Source organism: Streptomyces sp. NPDC059900, assembly GCF_050270335.1.
In the GTDB taxonomy this organism is placed as follows: domain Bacteria; phylum Actinomycetota; class Actinomycetes; order Streptomycetales; family Streptomycetaceae; genus Streptomyces.
The window spans coordinates 1-21,176 of record NZ_JBNNJZ010000095.1 but is presented as its reverse complement, the minus strand read 5'-3'; the positions used below and the strand labels follow the sequence as shown (position 1 = coordinate 21,176).

Sequence of the window (21,176 nt, the reverse complement as noted above, 5' to 3'; positions counted from 1 at the left end):
CTCTTGGAGACGTGCCATCGGAGGCACGGGTTCCCCCAATTGGGGCGCATATGCCAAGGGGCGGCCGGATTTCTCGGCCACCCCTGGTCAGGGCCGTGCCCTGCTGACTAGGCGTCAGAAGTCTTTACGGAACTCTTTACCTGTGTCCGCCAGGCGAGACCGCGCAAGGCCGCCGGACGGCCCCCTGCGGGTCTGCCGACCCCTGTGGATCAGACGGCGGCCGGGAAGAAGATCTTCAGCTCGCGCTCGGCGGACTCCTCGGAGTCCGAGGCGTGGATCAGGTTCTCCCGGACGATGGTGCCGAAGTCACCCCGGATGGAGCCGGGCGCGGCGGCGATCGGGTCGGTCGGACCCGCGAGGGCACGCACGCCCTCGATGACACGCTCACCCTCGACGACGAGCGCGACGACCGGACCGGAGGACATGAAGGCGACCAGCGGCTCGTAGAAGGGCTTGCCCTTGTGCTCGCCGTAGTGCTGCTCCAGCGTCTCCTGGTCGAGCGAGCGCAGCTCGAGCGCGGAGATCGTCCAGCCCGCCTTGCGCTCGATACGGCCGATGATCTCGCCGATCAGGCCACGACGGACGGTGTCGGGCTTGAGCAGGACGAGAGTGCGCTGGGTCATGTGCGGCTCCAAGCATTTTTTCTACGAGCGTGTGGGTTGACCGGCACGATACCGGCACCCACTACACCGCGTTACCTCCGGCCCCGGAAGCCCGCCCACCGGGGAGGATTCCGGGGCGAGGGGGCTACGCCCCGGCCTCGGCTCCCGACTCCGCCTCCGCCTGCGCGGCGAACCTGGCCTTGGCTTCGTCGATCTTCTGGCCGAAGTGGATCGAGGCCCACCACAGGGCGGCGAACACCGCGCCCATGAAGAACATGATCGGCACGATGAAGCCGCTCGCGATGAGCGCGATCTGCAGCGCCCAGCCCAGCTGCACCCCGCCCGGCCGGGTGATCATTCCGCACAGCAGGACGCTGACCAGCATCGCGATGCCGCAGACCGTCCAGACCGTGCCCATCGACAGGTCAGGGTCCTTCATGGCGACCAGACCGGCGAAGCCGATCACGAAGAACTCGCCGATCAGCGTCGAAGCACAGAGCGTACGCACAGGAGTCAGCCCCTCCCCAGGAGCAGTCGGGCCTCGCCGACGGTGATGACGGAGCCGGTGACCACGACGCCGCCGCCCGCGTACTCGCCCTCTTCCTCGGCGAGGGTGATGGCGGCTTCCAGCGCGTCCGGCATGCGCGGCTCGACCTGGACACGGTCGTCGCCGAAGACCTCGACGGCGAGCCCGGCAAGGGTGTCGACGTCCATCGCGCGGTGGCTGGAGTTCTGCGTGACGACGATCTCGGCGAAGATCGGCTCGAAGGCTTCGAGCAGCCCCTTCATGTCCTTGCCGTCGCTCGCCGCGACCACGCCGATCAGACGGCTGAAGTCGAAGACCTCGCTGATCGCCTCGGCGGTGGCGCGGGCGCCCGCCGGATTGTGCGCGGCGTCCAGGACGACGGTCGGCGAGGTGCGCACGACCTCCAGGCGGCCCGGCGAGGAGACCGAGGCGAAGGCCTTGCGGATGGTGTCGATGTCCAGCGCCCGCGCGTGCTGCGAGCCGATGCCGAAGAAGGCCTCCACCGCGGCGAGCGCCACGGCGGCGTTGTGCGCCTGGTACGCGCCGTGCAGGGGCAGGAAGATCTCTTCGTACTCCCCGCCGAGGCCGCGCAGGGTGAGGAGCTGGCCGCCGACCGCCATGGCGCGGGAGACGATGCCGAACTCCAGGCCCTCGCGGGCCACCGTCGCGTCGACCTCGACGGCCTTCTTCAGGAGCACCTGCGCCGCGTCCACCGGCTGCTGGGCCAGGATGACCGTGGCGTCCGGCTTGATGATGCCGGCCTTCTCGGCGGCGATCTCGCCCGGCGTGTTGCCCAGGCGGTCGGTGTGGTCCAGGTCGATGGGCGTCACGACGGCGACCGAGCCGTCGATCACGTTCGTCGCGTCCCAGCTGCCGCCCATGCCGACCTCGACGACGGCGACGTCCACGGGGGCGTCCGCGAAGGCCGCGTACGCCATGCCCGTGAGCACCTCGAAGAAGGAGAGCCTGTATTCCTCCCTGGCGTCGACCATCTCCACGTACGGCTTGATGTCGTTGTACGTCTCCACGAAGCGCTCGGCCTCGATGGGGGCGCCGTCCAGGCTGATCCGCTCGGTGATCGACTGGACGTGCGGCGAGGTGTAACGACCCGTGCGCAGCTCGAAGGCGCTGAACAGGGCCTCGATCATGCGGGCCGTGGACGTCTTGCCGTTCGTACCGGTGATGTGGATCGAGGGGTACGCGCGCTGGGGCTCGCCCAGGACGTCCATCAGCGCGGAGATCCGGCTGACGGAGGGCTCCAGCTTCGTCTCGCCCCAGCGGCTCGCGAGCTCCGTCTCGACCTCGCGCAGCGCCTTGTCGATTTCCGGGTCGGTGGGGCGGGAGGGGATGTCGCCCTGGGGCGGGCCCGCCTGGGTGCGCAGGGTGCGGCTGCCCGCCTCGATCACGGCGAGGTCGGGGTCGCGGTCGGTCTCGGCTCCGACGATCTCGTCGAAACGGTCGTCGCGGTCGGGGTGCTCGCTGTCAGGCGGGGGGAGGTCACTCACGCACGCCAGTCTACGGACGGGGTCCGACAGTCGCCGCCGGGACCTGTCGGGACTTTGGTCCCGGTCGATTCGGGACCAAAGTCCCGCCGATCCGTTCGATCGCCGGGCAAACTTGGCGATCATGGACATAGGCATCGACCTCGGTACAGCGAACACCCTCCTCTACGTCCGCGGGCAGGGCATCGTGCTCAACGAACCGTCCGTGGTCGCCGTCAAGGAGGGCGCGAAGACGGCCCTCGCCGTCGGCACGGAGGCCAAGGAGACGATCGGCCGCACGCCGGGTTCCATCACCGCGATCCGCCCCCTGCGGGACGGCGTGATCAGCGACTACGAAGCCGCCGAGGAGATGATCCGGCACTTCGTGCGCAAGGCCGTTCCGGGGCGCCGCCCCCGTACCCGGATGGTGGTGTGCGTGCCCAGCGGCGTCACGCCGGTCGAGCGGCGGGCCATCGTGCACGCGGCGCAGCGGGCGGGGGCGCGGGCCGTGCACCTGGTGGAGGAGCCGATGGCCGCGGCGATCGGGGCGGGGCTCCCGGTGGCGGATCCGCGGGGCTCGATGGTGGTCGACATCGGCGGCGGGACGAGCGAGGTCGCGGTGATCTCCCTGGGCGGGGTCGTCACCTCGCAGTCGCTGCGGGTGGGCGGGGACCGCCTGGACGAGGCGATCACGAACTACGTGCGCAAGGAGCACGGGCTGCTCATCGGCGAGCGGACCGCGGAGGACATCAAGGTCGCGATCGGCTCGGCGTGGCCGGTGCCGGGGGACGACGCGCTGGAGTCGCGGACGTTCACCGTGCGGGGGCGCGAGAAGGTGCGCGGCCTGCCGAAGACGGTGGAGCTGACGGTGCGCGAGGTCCGGGCGGCGCTCGACGAGCCGGTGGAGGCGGTCATCGCCGCGGTGAAGACCACCCTGGAGGTCTGCCCGCCGGAGCTTTCGGGCGACGTCATGGAGCACGGCATCGTCCTGACGGGCGGCGGCGCGCTGCTCCCGGGCCTCGACCTGCGCATGGCGTCGGCCACCGGAATCCCGGTGTTCGTGGCGGACGATCCGCTGGACAGCGTGGCGATGGGCTGCGGCAAGTGCGTGGAGGACTTCGACGCTCTGGAGCGGGTGATGTCGGCGGCGTAGGCCTGCGGCGGGCGGGGCAGACCACGCAGACCGCACGGACCACCCCGCCCCACCCCCGACCCACTCTGCCCGAATTATCGTATGTATGACCTTTGTTGGGTCGGGTCCAGGGCAACGGCGTGGCGGTCCGCGAAAAGGGGTCACCGGGGGTCAAATCACACCATGTGGTATGCCCAGAATCCCGGCCGACGGACCCGTCAACTGCTCGGTGACGGCGTGGTCCTGCTCTGGACCGCGCTGTGGTCCGCCGCCGCCGTCGTCGCCTACCGGCTGGCCTGTCTGCTCACCCGCCCCGCGCCACAGACCCCCGCCCCGTCCCTCGGCGACCCGTCCCGCCTGCCCCTGGTCGGCGATCGCGTCGACTCCGCCCTGCGGATCGCCGCCGACGTCGCGGGCGCCGTGGACCCGGTGACCGTCCGCGCGGCGGTGATCGTGGGCGCCGTCGTCGTCTTCCTCGTCCCCGTCGGCCTCGTGCTCAACAGCTGGCTCCCCCGCCGCCTGCGCTGGATCCGCCAGGCGGCCGCCGCCAGGGACCTCGCCGCGAGCTCCGACGGCCGCGAACTCCTTGCACTGCGCGCCCTGCTGCGCCCCCTGGACGAGGTCGCACGGACCGCGTACGAACTGCCCGACGCCACCGCGGGCAGCCTCGCCGAGGGCTGGCGCGGCGGCGACCCCGAGGTCATCGACGCGCTCGCCGAGGCGGAGCTGCTGCGCCTGGGCCTTCGCATCCCCGACCAGGTGTACATCCCCGTGCAGGAGACGGGACCGGAGAACGGGACAGGGCCCATGGAACCGGTCGGTTCCATGGGCCCTGTCTCCGCGGCGTGAGACGGAGCGGCTAGCCCTGCGGCAGGCCGTCCAGCTGGGCCTGGAGGCGGCTGATGTCGGCCTCCGCCTTGGTCAGACGGCCGCGGATCTTGTCGACCACGTTGTCCGGCGCCTTGGCCAGGAACGCTTCGTTGCCGAGCTTGGCCGTGGCCTGCGCCTTCTCCTTCTCGGCCGCCGCGAGGTCCTTGGCGAGGCGCTTGCGCTCCGCCGCGACGTCGATCGTGCCGGACAGGTCGAGCGCGACCGTGGCGCCCGAGACCGGCAGCGTGGCGGTGGCCGCGAAGCCCTCGCCCTCCGGCTGGAGGCGCAGCAGCTGGCGGATGGCCGCCTCGTGCGGGGCGAGCGCCGTGCCGTCCAGGGTCAGGCGGGCCGGAACCTTCTGGCCCGGCTGGAGGCCCTGGTCGGCGCGGAAGCGGCGGACCTCGGTGATGACCTGCTGGAGCGTCTCGATCTCCTGCTCGGCGCCGCTGTCCCGGAAGCCGCTGTCCTTGGGCCACTCGGCGATCACGAGGGACTCGCGGCCGGTGAGGGTCGTCCAGAGCGTCTCCGTGACGAACGGGACGATCGGGTGCAGCAGGCGCAGCGTCACGTCGAGGACCTCGCCCAGGACCCGGCCGGAGACCTTCGCCGCGTCGCCGCCGCCCATGAACGTGGTCTTGGACAGCTCGACGTACCAGTCGAAGACCTCGTCCCACGCGAAGTGGAAGAGGGCGTCCGACAGCTTGGCGAACTGGTAGTCGTCGTAGAACGCGTCGACCTCGGCGACCGTCGCGTTCAGCCGGGACAGGATCCAGCGGTCCGTCGCCGAGAGCTGCTCCGCGGGCGGGAGGTCACCCTCGATCGTGGCGCCGTTCATCAGCGCGAAGCGCGTGGCGTTCCAGATCTTGTTGGCGAAGTTCCGCGAGCCCTGGACCCAGTCCTCGCCGATCGGCACGTCGACGCCCGGGTTGGCGCCGCGGGCCAGCGTGAAGCGGACGGCGTCCGAGCCGTACTTGTCCATCCAGTCGAGCGGGTTGACCGCGTTGCCGAAGGACTTCGACATCTTCTTGCCGAACTGGTCGCGGACCATGCCGTGCAGCACGATCGTGTGGAACGGCGGGGTGCCGTCCATCGCGTACAGGCCGAACATCATCATCCGGGCGACCCAGAAGAAGAGGATGTCGTAGCCGGTGACCAGGACGGAGTTCGGATAGAACTTCGCCAGGCTGTCGGTCTGCTCGGGCCAGCCGAGCGTGGAGAAGGGCCACAGACCGGACGAGAACCACGTGTCCAGGACGTCGGAGTCCTGGGTCCAGCCCTCGCCCGTGGGCGCCTCGTCGTCGGGCCCGACGCAGACGACTTCGCCGTTCGGCCCGTACCAGACCGGGATGCGGTGGCCCCACCACAGCTGGCGCGAGATGCACCAGTCGTGGAGGTTGTCGACCCAGTCGAAGTAGCGCTTCTCCATCTCCTGCGGGTGGATCTTGACCTGGCCGTCGCGGACCGCGTCACCGGCGGCCTTCGCGAGCGGGCCGACCTTGACCCACCACTGCATCGACAGGCGCGGCTCGATGGTGGTCTTGCAGCGCGAGCAGTGGCCCACCGAGTGGGTGTACGGACGCTTCTCGGCGACGATGCGGCCCTCGGCGCGCAGGGCGCCGACGATGGCGCTGCGGGCTTCGAGCCGGTCGAGCCCCTGGAAGGGACCGGGAACGGTGATGACCGCGTGCTCGTCCATGACCGCGATGTTCGGCAGGTCGTGGCGCTGGCCGATCTCGAAGTCGTTCGGGTCGTGCGCCGGGGTCACCTTGACGCAGCCCGTGCCGAACTCGGGGTCGACGTGCTCGTCCGCGACGACCGGGATGGAGCGGTCGGTCAGCGGCAGCTTGATCAGCTTGCCGACGAGGTGCTTGTACCGCTCGTCGTCCGGGTGGACGGCGATGGCGGTGTCACCGAGCATCGTCTCGGCGCGGGTGGTGGCGACGACGACGGTCTCGTCGCCCTCGCCGTACTTCAGGGAGACGAGCTCGCCGTCGTCGTCCTGGTACTCGACCTCGATGTCGGAGATCGCCGTCAGACAGCGCGGGCACCAGTTGATGATGCGCTCGGCGCGGTAGATCAGCTCGTCGTCGTAGAGCTTCTTGAAGATGGTCTGGACGGACCGGGACAGGCCCTCGTCCATCGTGAACCGCTCGCGGTCCCAGTCGACGCCGTCGCCGAGGCGGCGCATCTGGCCGGAGATCTGCCCGCCGGACTCGCCCTTCCACTTCCAGACGCGCTCGATGAACTCCTCGCGCCCCAGGTCGTGGCGCGACTTGCCCTCCTTGGCGAGCTCGCGCTCCACGACGTTCTGCGTGGCGATGCCGGCGTGGTCCATGCCCGGCTGCCAGAGCGTCTCGAAGCCCTGCATGCGCTTGCGGCGGGTGAGGGCGTCGATGAGCGTGTGCTCGAAGGCGTGGCCCAGGTGCAGGGAGCCGGTGACGTTCGGCGGCGGGATGACGACGGTGTACGGAGGCTTCTCGCTGGCCGCGTCGGCGGAGAAGTAGCCGCGTTCTACCCAGCGCTCGTACAGCGTCCCCTCTACCTCGGCCGGCGCGTACTGGGTCGGCAGTTCGGTGGTGGGCGCTGGATTCTGCTGCTGAGTGTTCTCGGTCACCGCTCCAGTTTAGAGGTGTCACAGACCCGTCCCGAAACCGGATTCTTGAGTAACGGTTGCCGCCCGATCCCCCATGGGCGTCCCGGCGTCGGTCAGGATGTCGGCATCACATAAGCGTTCGGAGGGGAACCCACGCGATGAGCTACAACCAGCCTGGCCCGTACGGCGGGCAGCAGCCCCAGCAGCCCGGTCCTTACGGGCAGCAGCCGGGTCAGCCTGGCCCCTACGGGCAGCAGCCGCAGGCCCCTCAGCCCGGCTACGGCTACCCCCAGCAGCCCCCGCAGGGCGTCCCCCCGCAGCAGGGCGGCTACAGCCAGCCCCAGCAGCCGGGCCCGTACGGCCAGCAGCAGGGCCCCTACGGGCAGGTTCCGCCGCCCCCGCCGGCCGGTGGCGGCGGCAAGAAGACCGGGCTCATCATCGGCGCGGTCGTCGCCCTTGTGGCCATAGGCGGCGGCGTCTGGTGGTTCACGGCGGGCAAGGACGACAGCTCGTCGGCGGGCAACTCGGCGGTGGCGGACGACGGCAAGCACAAGCTGGTCACGCCCGAGACGGTCCTCTCGGAGTACAAGAAGCAGGCGTCGACCGACGACGGCTTCAACGACGACGACATGGCCAGGGCCGAGAAGGACGGCGTCAAGAACGGCAAGCCCGTGGACGCCGAGTACCAGTCGGGCGACAAGAGCAACCCGCTGGCACAGAAGATGATCAAGTTCATGGGTGTCTACGGAGACATCGACAACCCCTCCAAGGTCGTGGACGGGATGTTCGACAAGATGAAGACCGAGTCCGAGAAGGAGGACGCCTCCACCTCCACGGGCAAACTGGTCGGCAGCCCGAAGAGCTTCGACGCGGACGGCGCGGTCCTCAAGTGCCAGGAGACGGAGATCAAGGGCGGCGGCACCGGGCCCAAGACGGTCAGCATGCCGGTCTGCATCTGGGGCGACAACAGCACCCTCGGCATCGTGATCCCGATCGACATGGGGAGCGCCATGACCGGCAAGAGCGCCTCGCTCGACGACGCCGCGGACACCACGACGAAGCTCCGCAAGGAAGTACGCGTCAAGGCCTGATTTCTCGCCCGATGTCCTGATGGCGTCGTCCCGCACGCAGCAGCCCTGGTCGTTTCGGCCGGGGCTGCTTCCGTCAGGATGTCGGCATCACATAAGCGCACTCACGGGGGAACCCACGCATGAGCTACAACCAGCCAGGCCCCTACGGCCAGCAGCCCCAGCAGCCGGGCCCGTACGGCCAGCAGCCCCAGCAGCCCGGCCCCTACGGCCAGCAGCCGCCCGCCCCCCAGCCCGGCTACGGCTACCCGCCGCAGGCCCCGCAGCAGCAGCCCGGTTACGGCTACCCCCAGCAACAGGCCCCGTACGGGCAGCAGCCGCAGGCCCCCTACGGGCAGGTCCCGCCGCCTCCGCCGCAGGGTGGCGGCAGCAAGAAGACCGGCATCATCATCGCCTCCGTGGTCGCGGTCGTCGCGGTCGCCGTCGGCGGCTACTTCGTCTTCGCGGGCGGTGACGACGACAAGGGCAAGGGCGGCGGCTCCTCTGACGTGGCGGGCGGCGGAGGCGGCGAGACCGGCGTCAAGGACGACGGCCCGCACAAGCTGGTCACGCCGCAGACGGTCCTCACCGAGTACAAGCTGAGCAAGGAGAACAGCGGCGAGAGCGGCATGACCTCCAGTGACATCCGGGAAGCCGAGAAGCACGGCGTGAGCAACGCCAAGGACGTCGCGGGCCAGTACCAGTCGGGCACCGAGGACAACCCGCTGTCGCAGAAGATCCTCCAGTTCAACGGCGTCTACGGCGACATAGCCGACCCGGAGAAGGTCGTCGACGCGATGTTCGACGAGGCGGAGAAGAACGCGCAGGAGGGCGGCAGCGCCAGCGGCGGCGAGAAGATGTCGATGGTCGGCACCCCCAAGACGTACAACCCCGCCGGGCTCGACGGCGCGGTCCTCAAGTGCCAGGAGATGAAGCTCGACTTCGGTTCGTCGGGCACCGGCAGCACCTCGGGCCCGAGCGAGATGTCGATGGCCACCTGCATCTGGGGCGACAAGAGCACCCTCGGCATCGTGATCACCACGGATGTGGCGAACGCGATGGGCGGTAAGAGCGCCGACCTCGACGAGGCCGCGGAGAAGACCGCCAAGTTCCGCAAGGAAGTCCGCGTCAAGCTCTGACGGCCCGAGGAGACCCCACGCAATGAGCTACAACCAGCCTGGCCCGTACGGCGGCCAGCAGCCCCCGCAGCCCGGCCCCTACGGCCAGCAGCCGCCCTACGGCGCCCCGCAGCAGCCGCCCGCCCCGCAGCCCGGCTACGGGTACCCGCAGCAGCCCCAAGGCCCCTACGGGCAGCAGCCCCAGGGTCCGTACGGGCAGCAGCCGCAAGCACCGTACGGGCAGTTCCCGCCGCCTCCCCCGCAGGGCGGCGGCGGCAAGAAGGCCGGGATCATCGTCGGCGCCGTCGTCGCGATCGCCGCGATCGGCGCCGGCGTGTGGTGGTTCACCGCAGGCAAGGACGGCGGTTCCGTCGCCGACGACGGCAAGACGTACACGCTGACGACGCCCGCCTCCGTCATCGGCGGCGAGTACACGAAGTCCGACTCGGCCAGCAGCGGCGGCGGTATGTCGTCGAGCGACCTCGAGGACCTGGAGGAGCGCGGCGTCAGCAACCCCAAGGACGCCCACGCCGCGTACAACTCCGGCTCGGGCACGAGCATGAAGAGCCTCAACTTCTCCGGCGTGTACGGCGAGATCGACGACCCGGAGAAGGTCGTGGACGGCATGTTCGCCGAGATGAAGAAGAAGTCCAAGGAACAGCCCGGCAGCCTGACGCTGATCGGCAGCCCCGAGGAGTTCACCCCGGACGGCTTCGACAACGGCGTGATGAAGTGCCAGAAGGCGGAGTTCCGGCTCGGCGCCCCCGACGAGGCCGAGCAGGAGGAAGGCGTCCCCAACACCTTCCAGACGCCGATGTGCATCTGGGGCGACCACAGCACGGTCGCCTCCGTCGGGCACTCCGACGCGAGCGCCACCGCCGCCGGCAAGGACGTCTCCCTCGACACGGCCGCGGACCTGGCCGCCAAGCTCCGCGCCGACGTCCGCACCGAGGTCAAGTAGCCCCGGGCGGCGACACGTCGAAGGGGGCGCCCCGCGATCACTCGCGGGGCGCCCCCTTCGTCGTACGCGACTGGCTGCCGCCTAGGCGGACTTCTGCTCTCCCGTGCCAGGACCCCGCGCGTCGCGCGGCACCAGCGTCGGGTTGACGTTCGAGTGGACGACGTCCGCCGTGATGACCACGCGGGCCACGTCCTTGCGGGACGGGACCTCGTACATCACCGACTGGAGGACTTCCTCCATGATGGCGCGCAGGCCGCGCGCGCCGGTCTGGCGCAGGATCGCCTGGTCGGCGATGGCCTCGAGGGCCTCGCGCTCGAAGTCCAGCTCCACGCCGTCGAGTTCGAACAGGCGCTGGTACTGCTTCACGAGAGCGTTGCGCGGCTCCACCAGGATCTGGAGCAGGGCCTCGCGGTCCAGGTTGTGGACCGAGGTGATCACGGGGAGACGGCCGATGAACTCCGGGATCATCCCGAACTTCACCAGGTCCTCCGGCATGATGTCCTCGAACCGGTCCTTCTCCTGGAGCTCGCGCTTGGAGTGGATCGTGGCGCCGAAGCCGATGCCCTTCGCGCCCGCCCGCGACTCGATGATCTTCTCGAGGCCGGCGAAGGCGCCGCCCACGATGAAGAGCACGTTCGTCGTGTCGATCTGGATGAACTCCTGGTGCGGATGCTTGCGGCCGCCCTGCGGCGGAACGGAAGCCGTGGTGCCTTCCAGGATCTTCAGCAGGGCCTGCTGGACACCCTCGCCCGAGACATCGCGGGTGATCGACGGGTTCTCGCTCTTACGGGCGACCTTGTCGATCTCGTCGATGTAGATGATCCCGGTCTCGGCCTTCTTGACGTCGTAGTCGGCCGCCTGGATCAGCTTGAGCAGGATGTTCTCGACGTCCTCGCCGACATAGCCCGCCTCCGTGAGCGCCGTCGCGTCAGCGATGGCGAACGGGACGTTCAGCATGCGGGCGAGCGTCTGCGCGAGCAGCGTCTTGCCGGAACCGGTCGGGCCGAGCAGCAGGATGTTGGACTTGGCGAGTTCGATCGCGTCGTCACGGCCCTGCGCGCCGCCGGTCTCACCGGCCTGGACCCGCTTGTAGTGGTTGTAGACCGCTACCGAGAGGGCTTTCTTCGCGGGCTCCTGGCCCACGACATACCCCTCGAGGAATTCGTAGATCTCGCGAGGCTTGGGGAGTTCCTCCCACCGCACCTCGCTCGTCTCCGCGAGCTCTTCCTCGATGATCTCGTTGCAGAGGTCGATGCACTCATCGCAGATGTACACACCGGGACCTGCGATGAGCTTCTTGACCTGCTTCTGACTCTTCCCGCAGAACGAGCACTTGAGCAGATCGCCGCCGTCACCGATGCGTGCCACGAGGTGCTTCCCCTTCGCCTGGGAGACGCCACGTTCAGCGACTCCTGGTGCCTCATATCCGACGGTACCTTGCCTGGCCCCCCGTTCGGGCCCCCCTTGGCACGGTTCACTTTGCCGTGGACCGTGCCAAGGAACGGCAGATGCTACAGCGCTGCGTCAGACGACCGACGAATTGTTCATCTTCCGGGTGGAGATGATCTGGTCGACCAGGCCGTACGACAGCGCGTCCTCGGCAGTGAGGATCTTGTCGCGCTCGATGTCGTCGCGGATCTTCTCGATCGGCGTCGTGGAGTGCTTGGCCAGCATCTCCTCCAGCTGCGAACGCATCCGGAGGATCTCGTTCGCGGCGATCTCCAGGTCGGAGACCTGACCGCGGCCCGTCTCGCTGTAGGGCTGGTGGATCAGGACGCGGGCGTTCGGGAGCGCCATGCGCTTGCCCGGCGTACCGGCCGCGAGGAGCACGGCGGCGGCGGACGCGGCCTGGCCCATGCAGACCGTCTGCACGTCGGGCTTCACGAACTGCATCGTGTCGTAGATCGCCGTGAGCGCCGTGAAGGAGCCGCCGGGGCTGTTGATGTAGATCGAGATGTCACGGTCGGGGTCCATCGACTCCAGGCACAGGAGCTGCGCCATGACGTCGTTGGCGGACGCGTCGTCGATCTGCACGCCGAGGAAGATCACGCGCTCCTCGAAGAGCTTCGCGTACGGGTCGTACTCACGGACGCCCTGCGAGGTGCGCTCGACGAAGCGCGGGATGACGTAGCGGGACTCGGCGGTCGGGCCGGTGTACTCGGCCTGGGCGCGCTCGTAGAGGCCGCTGCCGGGGAAGTTCTTCATCTCTGTAGGTCTCCTGAGGAGCGTGGGCTGGGTCGGCTTCGGAAGGGCTGAGCGGTTGAGGCTCAGGCTCCGGTGCCGCCGCCGCCCGGCATGCTGGCCGCGTTGGGCATGATGTCGTCGATGAGGCCGTACTCCTTGGCCTCCTGCGGGTCGAACCAGCGGTCGCGGTCCGAGTCGCGGGTGACCTGCTCGACGGTCTGACCCGTGTGGAACGCGGTGAGCTCGGCCATCTTCTTCTTCGTGAGAAGGAGACGCTCGGCGTGGATCTTGATGTCCGACGCGGAGCCCGCGAGTCCTGCGGAGGGCTGGTGGATCAGGATCTCGGCGTTCGGCAGCGCGAAGCGCTTGCCGGGCGTACCGGCGCTGAGCAGGAACTGGCCCATCGAGGCCGCCATGCCCATCGCGATCGTCACCACGTCGTTCTGGATGTACTGCATGGTGTCGTAGATCGCCATGCCGGCCGTGATGGATCCACCGGGGCTGTTGATGTAAAGGAAGATGTCCTTGTCCGGCTCTGCGGCAAGGAGCAGCAACTGCGCGGTGATCTTGTTGGCGATGTCGTCGTCCACGGCCTGGCCGAGGAAGATGATCCGCTCGCCGAGCAGCCGGTTGTAGACCTGGTCGCCGAGGCCACCACCGATGGAGGGGTCGCCGGCGGCGGAGGGCATCAGATTCGTCACGTATCCACCTGCTCGTCTTACGACGGCGCCGGGCCGTCTCACGTCTTCTTCTGAGGCTTGGGACCCCGCGTGCTCGCCGCTCCGGGACGGCTTCGGGGACTCCCCTGCCCTCGTATTCATGGACCCTAACGCTCAGCCCCGTCCGGGGAATCCCGCAAAGGTGACTGTTCGCTGTGAGCGCAGGTTCTGGCGGGGGCGCGTTGTGGGGTGCCGGGTCGCCCCGTCAGGGGCGCGGGGAACTGCGCGGCCCGCCCCCACAGACCCGCGGACGCGTCTGCCGCAGCAGGCTTCACGGCGGGTGCGGCTCGTACATGGTTGCTCGCGCCGTTCCCCGCGCCCCTACGGGCGCGACAGGCCCCCGGGATGCGATCCCGGGGGCCTGTCGTACGAGCGTCAGAGCGAGGCCGCTCAGGCCTCGGTCTTCTCCTCGGCCTTGGCCTCGGCGGCGTCGGAAGCCTCGGCCTGCTCGCCCTCGGCGGCAGCCTCTTCCTCGTCGTCGAGGTCCACGACCTCGCCGTTCGTGTCCTTGACCGTCGCGGCCTCCACGACGACCGCGAGGGCCTTGCCGCGGGCGACCTCGCCGACCAGCATCGGGACCTGGCCGCCTTCGACGACGGCCTGGGCGAACTGGTCGGGGGACATTCCGGAGGACTGCGCGCGACGCATGAGGTGCTCGGTGAGCTCCTCCTGGTTGACGTTCAGCTTCTCCTTGTTGACGAGCTCGTCAAGAACGAACTGCGTCTTGATGCCCTTCTCGGCCTGCTCCTTGGTCTCGGCGTCGAACTCTTCCTCGGTCTTGCCCTGGATCTCCAGGTACTTCGCGAGGTCGAGGCCCATCTGGCCGAGCTGGTGGTTGACCAGGTTGTGCTTGCGGGTCTCGATCTCGTCCGCGAGGAGCTTCTCGGGGACGGGGACCTCGACCAGCTCGAGCAGCTTCTCCAGGACGCGCTCCTGGGCCTGCGTGGCCTGGTCGTACTGCTTCATGTTCTCGAGGCGCTTGCGGCTGTCCGCCTTGACCTCGTCCAGGGTGTCGAACTCCGACGCGAGCTGCGCGAAGTCGTCGTCCAGGGCGGGCAGTTCACGGGCGGCGACCTGGGTGACCTTGACGGTCACCTCGGACTCCTTGCCGGCGGCGGAGCCGCCCTTGAGCTCGGAGGTGAAGGTGGCCTCGCCACCGGCCTCCAGGCCCTTGACGGCCTCGTCGATGCCTTCGAGGAGCTCGCCGGAGCCGATCGTGTAGGAGACGCCGGAAGCGACGCCGTCCTCCAGGACCTCTCCGTCGACCTTGGCCTCCAGGTCGATCGTCACGACGTCGCCGTCCTCGGCGGCACGCTCGACCGGCGAGGTGGACGCGAAGCGCTCACGGAGCTCCTCGACGGCCTTGTCGACGTCCTCGTCGCTGACCTCGACCGCGTCGACCTCGACCTCGATGCCGGAGTAGTCCGGGATCTCGATCGCGGGACGGATGTCGACCTCAGCGGTGAAGTTGAGGGTCTCGTTGTCCTTCAGCTCGGTGATGTCCACCTCGGGCTGGCCCAGGACGTTGAGCTCGGCCTCGTTCACGGCCTCGGTGTAGAACTTCGGGAGCGCGTCGTTGACGGCCTCTTCGAGGACGGCGCCGCGGCCGAACCGCTGGTCGATGACCCGGGCCGGGATCTTGCCCTTGCGGAAGCCCTTCACCGTGACCTGCTGGTTGATCTTCTTGTAGGCCGCGTCGAGGCTGTCCTTGAGCTCCTCGAAGGGCACCTCAACAGTGAGCCGAACCCGGGTCGGGTTCAGGGTCTCCACGGCGCTCTTCACGGTTCGGTCTCCTTGGGGCTGACTTCTTGGGATTGAGCCCGGCTCAGAGACACACGGGCACACAGCTTGCATAGTAACGGCAAGCGGGAGCCGACCCACAATGCGATCTTGCGAGGGAGATCTTGCTGGTCGGGGTGGCGGGATTTGAACCCACGGCCTTCCGCTCCCAAAGCGGACGCGCTACCAAGCTGCGCCACACCCCGTCGGTGCGACACGTAGGGTACATGCCTGCACGCAGTGCGGCGCCCGCTTAATCGCGAGTACGTGCGGGGTGTGCGGACACGGCCTTTGACCCGCTACGATGCTTGCCGTGCCGCGGTCGCCGACCAGCAGTGTCATGGACGTCCTGCCGCGCGCTGATGCGGGTGTAGCTCAATGGTAGAGCCCTAGTCTTCCAAACTAGCTACGCGGGTTCGATTCCCGTCACCCGCTCTCCATGGCCTCCGGCCCGGTTCCTCGGAACCGGGCCGGAGGCTTTTTCACACCCGGAAAGCCGGAATCGGAAATGGGGCGAGCGCCCCGGAAGGCGAGCGCTCCGGAAAGCGAGCGCTCCGGAAAGCGAGCGAGCGCGGCTCGCCCCGCAGGCCGCGAGCATCACGTTGGCCGGTTTCGGGTCCCGGTGGACCACTCCGACCCGGTGAATGTCACGGAGAGCATCCGCCAGAGCCGACCTGACCGCGAGGCGCCGCCCCGCGGCGGAACGGGCGGGGCACACGACGCCCATGCCGCCGGAGCCGAGCCGGTCGGCCCCGGGCCGAGCAGGCTGCGTGCGCACAGCGGACCGCGCATGCCCCTCAGAAACTGATCGAGTTGATGGTCTCGGCCACCTCGTTGAGGAAGCGGTTTATGGAGGGGGCCATTCCAGTTGAGGCGAGGAAGAACCCGAAGAGCACCGCGACGATCGCGGGCCCCGCTTTGATCGATCCTCCGCGGATCAGCACGATGAGGATGATCGCCAACAGCAACACCACTGACAGCGAAATGGCCACACTGATCACACCCTAGGTCGGTCTCTCCCCGGCCCGGGGGGTACGACCCACGCACACCCCCGCCAGGACCATCGTGCCACCAACGCGCCGTCCGTATGCGGCCGGTGACACATCGTCGGCCAACGCCGCACGTGACCGGCGTGGGCCACGCGCACGGGGGCACCCTTGGGACACATGAACACAGCGGCTCCGCACGGCAATTCGAGGCCCGCGCACGACCACTAATTCGGCTTGATCGTTTCCATGGACACACAACTCGTTCGCAGGAAATTCGAATTGTTGTCGGACGCACACCGCGGGCCGCACAAAGGGTCAATCAATCGGACATTTCGCCAGAGTCGCCTGCGGGTGGTATGCGGCGTTTAAGGGGGATGAGATGTGACGTACTGGACATCCAGCCCCGCGCTTCGAGCGTGACATGTGATGAATCCGCATGTCGACTCCCGTGATTTCTGGGTACTCGGACCGTAATACTCCTGAACCGTCTGTGATTGAGCTGACAGCCGAGTTGAGGGTTTTACGAATACATAGGAGCGACGCTAGGGTGCCTCAGATGTTCCACGCTGCCACCATCCCCGCAAGCGCAGTGCGGTCCCGGATCGTCCCACCGAGCCTTTGGTGGGAGGGCCTGTGACGAACTCGGTTCAACCGCACGGCCGCCACCGGGCGCCTCTCCCCCCGGCACACATGCCGGCGGACGGAGTACCAGGCCCCCGCGCCCCCCAGTCCACGATGGCCGCGACCGTTCCCCACGCTCCGGCCGGCACCACCGCCCGACCCGGCTCCACGGTCCACTCGGGCTCCACCGGCTCAACGGAACACGCCGGTACCACCACGGGAAGACCCTCCCCCACGGGTCAGCCCGCTAAACAGCGTGACTCCTTCTTCGACAACGCCAAGTATCTGGCGATCGTCCTGGTCGCCATGGCGCACGCCTGGGAGCCGCTGACGGACGGCAGCCGCGCCGCAGAGGCGCTGTACATGACCGTCTACACCTTCCACATGCCGGCGTTCATCCTCATCTCCGGCTACTTCTCGCGCAGCTTCGACATGCGGTCCGACCGCCTCAAGCGCCTGGTGACCGGCATCGCCGTGCCGTACGTCATCTTCGAAGTCGCGTACACCTTCTTCAAGCGCTACGCGGACAACGATCCGACGCAGCCGATCAGTCTGCTCGACCCCTGGTACCTCACCTGGTTCCTGGTTGCGCTCTTCGTCTGGCGGCTCACCACCCCGCTGTGGAAGCTGGTCCGCTGGCCGATTCCGCTCGCGCTCGCCATCGCGGTGCTCGCCTCCGTCTCACCGGACATCGGCGACGACCTCGACCTCCAGCGCGTGCTCCAGTTCCTGCCCTTCTTCGTGCTCGGCCTGTTCATGAAGCCCGAGTACTTCCAGCTGGTGCGGCGCCGCGAGGTGCGGCTGCTCTCCATCCCGATCTTCGCGAGCGCACTGCTCCTCGCGTACTGGGCGGGACCGCGGATGACCTCCGCCTGGTTCTACCGCCGGGACAGCGCACAGGAGTTGGGTGCGCCGTGGTGGGCCGGTGTCGTGATGACGCTGGCGCTGTTCGGCTGCTCCGCGATCCTGACCGCGTGCTTCTTCGCGTGGGTTCCGCGCCGGAAGATGTGGTTCACGGTTCTCGGCGCGGGCACGCTGTACGGCTACCTGCTGCACGGCTTCCTGGCCAAGGGCTCGCGCTTCTGGGGCTGGTTCGACAACTACGACTGGATGCACACGCCTGTCGGGCAGATCATCGTGTCGTTGATCGCCGCGTCGGTGGTGACGCTTCTCTGTACGCCTCCGGTGCAGCGGATGTTCCGCTTCGCGATGGAGCCGAAGATGGAGTGGGCGTTCAAGCGGGATGCCGCGGCGTTGGCCAGGGAGCGGGCAAAGTCCTCTTCCTAGCCGGTTGTTCTTCAGGCCGGTGGTTCTACAGGCCGGTTCTTCTAGTCCGGTGGCTCAATGCCCAGTAGGGCGCGCATGTTGGCGTACTTGGCCGTGAGGCGAGTACGGGTCGGCCCGTCTAGCTCTGCTAGACGGGCCGCGTTCGCGTTGTGGGCCAGGTCCGCCTCCTTGACCAGGCGGGCGCCGGGGGTGGCGAGGATGCGGGCGGCGTACGCCTCAGGGGGCTCGCCCGGCTGTTTCGTGAGGGCGCGGATGACGGCCTTGGTGTACGGGGTCAGGGGGGCGGTCCGCAGCCACTCCTCGGTGAGGGCATTGTCCTCTATGGCGTCGTGGAGCCAGGCCGCGGCGATTTGTTCCGGCGAGCCGCCTCGCGACTCGACTCCCTTCGCCACGGCTTCCAGGTGCTCTGTGTAGGGGCGGCCCGCTTTGTCTTTCTGGGCGCTGTGGGCTTGGCGGGCCAGGGCTTCTACCTCGGGGAGGGTGAGGGTGGGGCTTGGGTTCATGCGGAGATCTTCCCCAACCCCGCCCCTTCCCGAAAACCGTGCCTGCGCCCCGGACCCCGACAAGATGGCCTCAAACGCCGGCCGGGCTGAATGTCTTCAGCCCGTCCGGCGTTTGAGGACGAACTCGGCGGAGCCGGTGATGACGTCCGCCAAGGCCCCCGCGCCAGCGGGTTTGCGGGAAGGGGCGGGGTTGGGGAAAGAAATCAGTTCCTGCCCCGCAGCGCCGCCCGCGCAGGCAACGCCGTCGCCGCGAGGCCCAGTGCCACTGCCCCGCCCGCGAAGGACCCGTACAGCAGCGGGGGAATGTGCGGGGACTCGCCCGTGAGGCCGTTCATCATGGGGACCAGCGTCGCCAGGGCGATCGCCGAGCCGATCACGACCCCCGCGCACGCGACGAGCAGCGCCTCCCACCGCACCATCCGCATCACCTGCCGCCGGGTCGAGCCGATCAGGCGCAGCGTGCCGAGTTCCCTGCGGCGGTCCAGGACGGTCATCACCAGGGTGTTCGCCGCGGCGATCGCCGCGAACCCGCCCAGTACGGCCGCCATCACCGCGTTCGCCCAGGCGTTGACCGCGCGGTCGGTGGACTGGGCGGTGGCGTAGGCGTCACGGTCCCGGAGTGTGCCGAGGGCGCTCAGGGCCCGCGGCGCACCGCCCTTCGTCCAGATCTCGGAGGAGAAGGACGAGGTCACGTGCTGCTTCAAGTCCGCCGCGGGGAGGGTGACTTGGGAGAGGCCCATGCCGCGGCCGTACGTGGCGGCCACCTTCGGTGACGCTTTCGTGCCGTCGGGCAGGCGCAGGGCCATGCGCTCCCCCACCTTCACGTGCGCCGAGTCCGCCAGCCGTGCGTCCACGGCGATCTCGCCCCTGCCGAGCGAGGCCATCGTGCCCGTCCGCACGTCCAGGTCCTGGACCTTGGCCAGGTCACGGGGCGAACCCGTCACCCCCTGCGTCGACGCCGACTCCAGCCAGCGGTCGCCGCCCGAGCCCACCGGCACCAGGACGGAGGTCTTGAGGAGCCCGACGGCCGAAGTGACGCCGGGGGCCCGGCCCGCCTTCGTGACCCCGTCCGCCGTGACTCCCGCTCCCGGCGCGGAGACGATGTGGTCCGCCGTGATGCCCGCGCGCTGCTGGTCGGCCGCCACCCGGTCCTCGCTGGTGTGCATGAAGACGAGGGTCGAGGAGAACGCCATCGCGAGGACGATCGGGGTGATCGCCGAGGCCATACGGCGGGCGTTCGTACGGGAGTTGGCCGCCGCGAGCGAGGCGGAAGCGCCCGCTCCGCGCAGCGGGAGTCCGAACAGGGCCGCGCAGCCGCGGGCGACCAGCGGGCCGAGCAGGGCCACGGCGAGCATGAACAGCATGACGATGCCGAGCGCCACGTTGGCCGCGTCGTCGCCCGTCAGGGAGGAGGCGACCCCGGCGAGGACGCAGCCGCCCACGGCCGCCGCGATGCCCAGCGGCGTACGGATCCAGCCGGGGCGCAGGCGCTCCACCAAGGCCTCGGCGAGCGCCTGGCCCGGCCTGATGCGGGAGGGACGGCGGGCCGCCAGATAGCCGGAGACCAGTGCGGTGAGGACCGCCACGCCGACGGCCGATACGAGGGGGATGAAGGAGACCGAGAGGTCCAGGGCGCCGGGGATCGCGTCCCTGTCCTTCAGCTGCCCGAACCACCAGTCGGCCAGGGCGATTCCGGGCAGGACGCCGACCGCTCCGGCGAGGGGCGCGACAAGCAGGGCTTCGGTGGCGATGGTGCGGCGGATCTGGCGGGGTGTCGTGCCGATGGCCCGCAGCAGCGCGTACTCACGGGCTCGCTGGCCCACGGAGAGCGCCACGGTGCCCGCGGCGGTGAACATGGCGACCATGGTGGCGATGCCGCCGAAGGAGCCGCCGAGTCCGGTGAGCATCTCCTCGGCGTAGGCGAGCCCGGAGCCCTCGGCGGCGCTGCGGTCGCCGCCGGTGAGCACCCGGGCCTTGTCTCCGACGGCCTGCGCGACCCGGGCCCTGAGGGCGTCGTCCGTGACGCCCTTCCCCGGCAGGACCGCGATGGCGTCGACGCGGCCGGGGTGGCCGGAGAGGCGCAGGGCTTCGGAGTCGGCGAACCAGGCGGTGAGCGCGCCTTGCGGGGACGCGGCGGTGCCCGAGACGCGGAAGTCGCGGGGGCCGTCCGCCGTGGTCAGCGTGGTGTGTTCGCCGACGGACGCGCCGGGTGCGGCGAGGACGACCTCGCCGGCCTTCGGGGCGCGGCCCGCGGTGAGCTTCTCGCCGGTGAAGGCGGTGGAGCCCCAGCCGTGCGCGGTGACGCTCCTGGCGCCGGACCGCACGGGGAAGGTGACGTCCGCGACGGCGGTACGCGCGCCGGGCACCGAACCCGCCTTCGCCAGGAGGGAGTCGTCGATCCTGGCCCGGTCGGGCAGCGGTGTGGCCGACTCGGAGCGGCTGTCGCCGCTGCCCGTGACGAAGTGGGCCCGCTGGTCGGCGGCGACCACCACGGGGGCGTCGGCGTACCGGGTGGGCGGCATCGAGGCCCGTACGCCCGTTTCCAGGAGGATGCCGCACGCGGAGACGATCATCGCGGCCATCATCAGCGCGACGAACGTACCCGCGAACGCGGACGGTTTGAAGCGGACGGCGGCGCGGGCGAGGCCGTTGGGCATGGGGATTCTCCGGAGTCGGGCACCCCGAAGGGGCGCGGGGCTGTGTACAGGTGCGGCTCGGCCGCGTGGGCGCGACCAGCCGTATCG

At 69.3% G+C, this 21,176-nt stretch carries 17 protein-coding genes and 2 tRNA genes; 7 read left to right on the top strand and 12 right to left on the bottom strand.

The genetic code is table 11. The features are described from left to right. Positions 1 to 209: 209 nt before the first annotated feature. The 3 genes from ndk to folC form a co-directional block, all read right to left on the bottom strand. Positions 210 to 623 carry a nucleoside-diphosphate kinase gene (ndk, locus tag ACQKIP_RS16235; RefSeq protein WP_361189022.1) on the bottom strand — a complete coding sequence of 138 codons (414 nt, stop codon included), beginning with the start codon at positions 621 to 623 and terminating at the stop codon, positions 210 to 212. A gap of 124 nt (positions 624 to 747) precedes the next feature. After that, positions 748 to 1,110 carry a DUF4233 domain-containing protein gene (locus tag ACQKIP_RS16230; RefSeq protein ID WP_365857793.1) on the bottom strand — a complete coding sequence of 121 codons (363 nt, stop codon included), beginning with the start codon at positions 1,108 to 1,110 and terminating at the stop codon, positions 748 to 750. A 5-nt stretch (positions 1,111 to 1,115) separates the two neighbouring features. After that, a complete protein-coding gene (folC, locus tag ACQKIP_RS16225; protein WP_365857791.1) occupies positions 1,116 to 2,633 on the bottom strand; it encodes a bifunctional tetrahydrofolate synthase/dihydrofolate synthase in 1,518 nt (505 codons plus the stop codon). A gap of 121 nt (positions 2,634 to 2,754) precedes the next feature. Between folC and ACQKIP_RS16220 the strand changes: the two genes are divergently transcribed. Together ACQKIP_RS16220 and ACQKIP_RS16215 are read left to right on the top strand one after the other, a co-directional pair. Then, positions 2,755 to 3,762 (top strand): rod shape-determining protein, encoded by a 1,008-nt coding sequence (locus ACQKIP_RS16220; protein WP_361189015.1) that lies wholly within the window; start codon positions 2,755 to 2,757, stop codon positions 3,760 to 3,762. 162 nt (positions 3,763 to 3,924) lie between these two features. After that, a complete protein-coding gene (locus ACQKIP_RS16215; RefSeq protein ID WP_365857786.1) occupies positions 3,925 to 4,590 on the top strand; it encodes a hypothetical protein in 666 nt (221 codons plus the stop codon). A 10-nt stretch (positions 4,591 to 4,600) separates the two neighbouring features. Here the strand turns inward: ACQKIP_RS16215 and ACQKIP_RS16210 are convergent, their stop codons facing one another. After that, positions 4,601 to 7,225 (bottom strand): valine--tRNA ligase, encoded by a 2,625-nt coding sequence (locus ACQKIP_RS16210; RefSeq protein WP_365857784.1) that lies wholly within the window; start codon positions 7,223 to 7,225, stop codon positions 4,601 to 4,603. A 137-nt stretch (positions 7,226 to 7,362) separates the two neighbouring features. On the opposite strand from ACQKIP_RS16210, the gene ACQKIP_RS16205 reads away from it, so the two are divergent. The 3 genes from ACQKIP_RS16205 to ACQKIP_RS16195 all read left to right on the top strand — a co-directional run bounded on the left by ACQKIP_RS16205 (position 7,363) and on the right by ACQKIP_RS16195 (position 10,350). Beyond that, positions 7,363 to 8,295 (top strand): hypothetical protein, encoded by a 933-nt coding sequence (locus ACQKIP_RS16205; RefSeq protein WP_365857782.1) that lies wholly within the window; start codon positions 7,363 to 7,365, stop codon positions 8,293 to 8,295. Between the two features lie 119 nt (positions 8,296 to 8,414). Then, entirely contained in the window at positions 8,415 to 9,410 is a 996-nt protein-coding gene (locus ACQKIP_RS16200; RefSeq protein ID WP_365857780.1) for a hypothetical protein, read from the top strand. Between the two features lie 22 nt (positions 9,411 to 9,432). Further along, on the top strand, positions 9,433 to 10,350 hold the full coding sequence (locus tag ACQKIP_RS16195) for a hypothetical protein (RefSeq protein WP_365857778.1): 918 nt from the start codon (positions 9,433 to 9,435) through the stop codon (positions 10,348 to 10,350). Positions 10,351 to 10,431: 81 nt separating this feature from the next. Here the strand turns inward: ACQKIP_RS16195 and clpX are convergent, their stop codons facing one another. The 5 genes from clpX to ACQKIP_RS16170 all read right to left on the bottom strand — a co-directional run bounded on the left by clpX (position 10,432) and on the right by ACQKIP_RS16170 (position 15,238). Continuing rightward, positions 10,432 to 11,718, bottom strand: a complete 1,287-nt coding sequence (gene clpX / locus ACQKIP_RS16190) for an ATP-dependent Clp protease ATP-binding subunit ClpX (RefSeq protein WP_365816972.1) — start codon at positions 11,716 to 11,718, stop codon at positions 10,432 to 10,434. A 156-nt stretch (positions 11,719 to 11,874) separates the two neighbouring features. Further along, positions 11,875 to 12,555, bottom strand: a complete 681-nt coding sequence (locus ACQKIP_RS16185) for an ATP-dependent Clp protease proteolytic subunit (RefSeq protein WP_361188999.1) — start codon at positions 12,553 to 12,555, stop codon at positions 11,875 to 11,877. 62 nt (positions 12,556 to 12,617) lie between these two features. Then, positions 12,618 to 13,223 carry an ATP-dependent Clp protease proteolytic subunit gene (locus tag ACQKIP_RS16180; RefSeq protein ID WP_190080566.1) on the bottom strand — a complete coding sequence of 202 codons (606 nt, stop codon included), beginning with the start codon at positions 13,221 to 13,223 and terminating at the stop codon, positions 12,618 to 12,620. 420 nt (positions 13,224 to 13,643) lie between these two features. Then, entirely contained in the window at positions 13,644 to 15,035 is a 1,392-nt protein-coding gene (gene tig / locus ACQKIP_RS16175) for a trigger factor (RefSeq protein WP_365857775.1), read from the bottom strand. A 126-nt stretch (positions 15,036 to 15,161) separates the two neighbouring features. Continuing rightward, a tRNA-Pro gene (locus ACQKIP_RS16170) sits at positions 15,162 to 15,238 on the bottom strand. 158 nt (positions 15,239 to 15,396) lie between these two features. On the opposite strand from ACQKIP_RS16170, the gene ACQKIP_RS16165 reads away from it, so the two are divergent. Continuing rightward, a tRNA-Gly gene (locus tag ACQKIP_RS16165) sits at positions 15,397 to 15,467 on the top strand. A gap of 362 nt (positions 15,468 to 15,829) precedes the next feature. Here ACQKIP_RS16165 and ACQKIP_RS16160 read toward each other — a convergent pair. Further along, complete coding sequence (locus tag ACQKIP_RS16160; RefSeq protein ID WP_160505028.1) at positions 15,830 to 16,024, bottom strand: hypothetical protein; 195 nt, start codon at positions 16,022 to 16,024, stop codon at positions 15,830 to 15,832. 630 nt (positions 16,025 to 16,654) lie between these two features. Between ACQKIP_RS16160 and ACQKIP_RS16155 the strand changes: the two genes are divergently transcribed. Continuing rightward, positions 16,655 to 17,929: an acyltransferase family protein gene (locus ACQKIP_RS16155; RefSeq protein WP_365857772.1), complete on the top strand. Its 1,275-nt coding sequence runs from the start codon at positions 16,655 to 16,657 to the stop codon at positions 17,927 to 17,929. Between the two features lie 41 nt (positions 17,930 to 17,970). Here ACQKIP_RS16155 and ACQKIP_RS16150 read toward each other — a convergent pair whose 3' ends face one another. After that, positions 17,971 to 18,432, bottom strand: a complete 462-nt coding sequence (locus ACQKIP_RS16150) for an HD domain-containing protein (RefSeq protein ID WP_365857770.1) — start codon at positions 18,430 to 18,432, stop codon at positions 17,971 to 17,973. A gap of 203 nt (positions 18,433 to 18,635) precedes the next feature. After that, positions 18,636 to 21,089, bottom strand: a complete 2,454-nt coding sequence (locus ACQKIP_RS16145; RefSeq protein ID WP_365857768.1) for an FtsX-like permease family protein — start codon at positions 21,087 to 21,089, stop codon at positions 18,636 to 18,638. Between the last annotated feature and the right edge of the window lie 87 nt (positions 21,090 to 21,176).

Bases quoted from the DNA above. Each gene is read 5' to 3' on its own strand.
- ACQKIP_RS16145 (WP_365857768.1), bottom strand. From the start codon at position 21,089: ATGCCCAACGGCCTCGCCCGCGCCGCCGTCCGCTTCAAACCGTCCGCG.
- ACQKIP_RS16195 (WP_365857778.1), top strand. From the start codon at position 9,433: ATGAGCTACAACCAGCCTGGCCCGTACGGCGGCCAGCAGCCCCCGCAG.
- ACQKIP_RS16180 (WP_190080566.1), bottom strand. From the start codon at position 13,223: ATGCCCTCCGCCGCCGGCGACCCCTCCATCGGTGGTGGCCTCGGCGAC.
- ACQKIP_RS16215 (WP_365857786.1), top strand. From the start codon at position 3,925: ATGTGGTATGCCCAGAATCCCGGCCGACGGACCCGTCAACTGCTCGGT.
- ACQKIP_RS16205 (WP_365857782.1), top strand. From the start codon at position 7,363: ATGAGCTACAACCAGCCTGGCCCGTACGGCGGGCAGCAGCCCCAGCAG.
- ACQKIP_RS16220 (WP_361189015.1), top strand. From the start codon at position 2,755: ATGGACATAGGCATCGACCTCGGTACAGCGAACACCCTCCTCTACGTC.
- ACQKIP_RS16200 (WP_365857780.1), top strand. From the start codon at position 8,415: ATGAGCTACAACCAGCCAGGCCCCTACGGCCAGCAGCCCCAGCAGCCG.
- ACQKIP_RS16150 (WP_365857770.1), bottom strand. From the start codon at position 18,432: ATGAACCCAAGCCCCACCCTCACCCTCCCCGAGGTAGAAGCCCTGGCC.
- ndk (WP_361189022.1), bottom strand. From the start codon at position 623: ATGACCCAGCGCACTCTCGTCCTGCTCAAGCCCGACACCGTCCGTCGT.
- ACQKIP_RS16185 (WP_361188999.1), bottom strand. From the start codon at position 12,555: ATGAAGAACTTCCCCGGCAGCGGCCTCTACGAGCGCGCCCAGGCCGAG.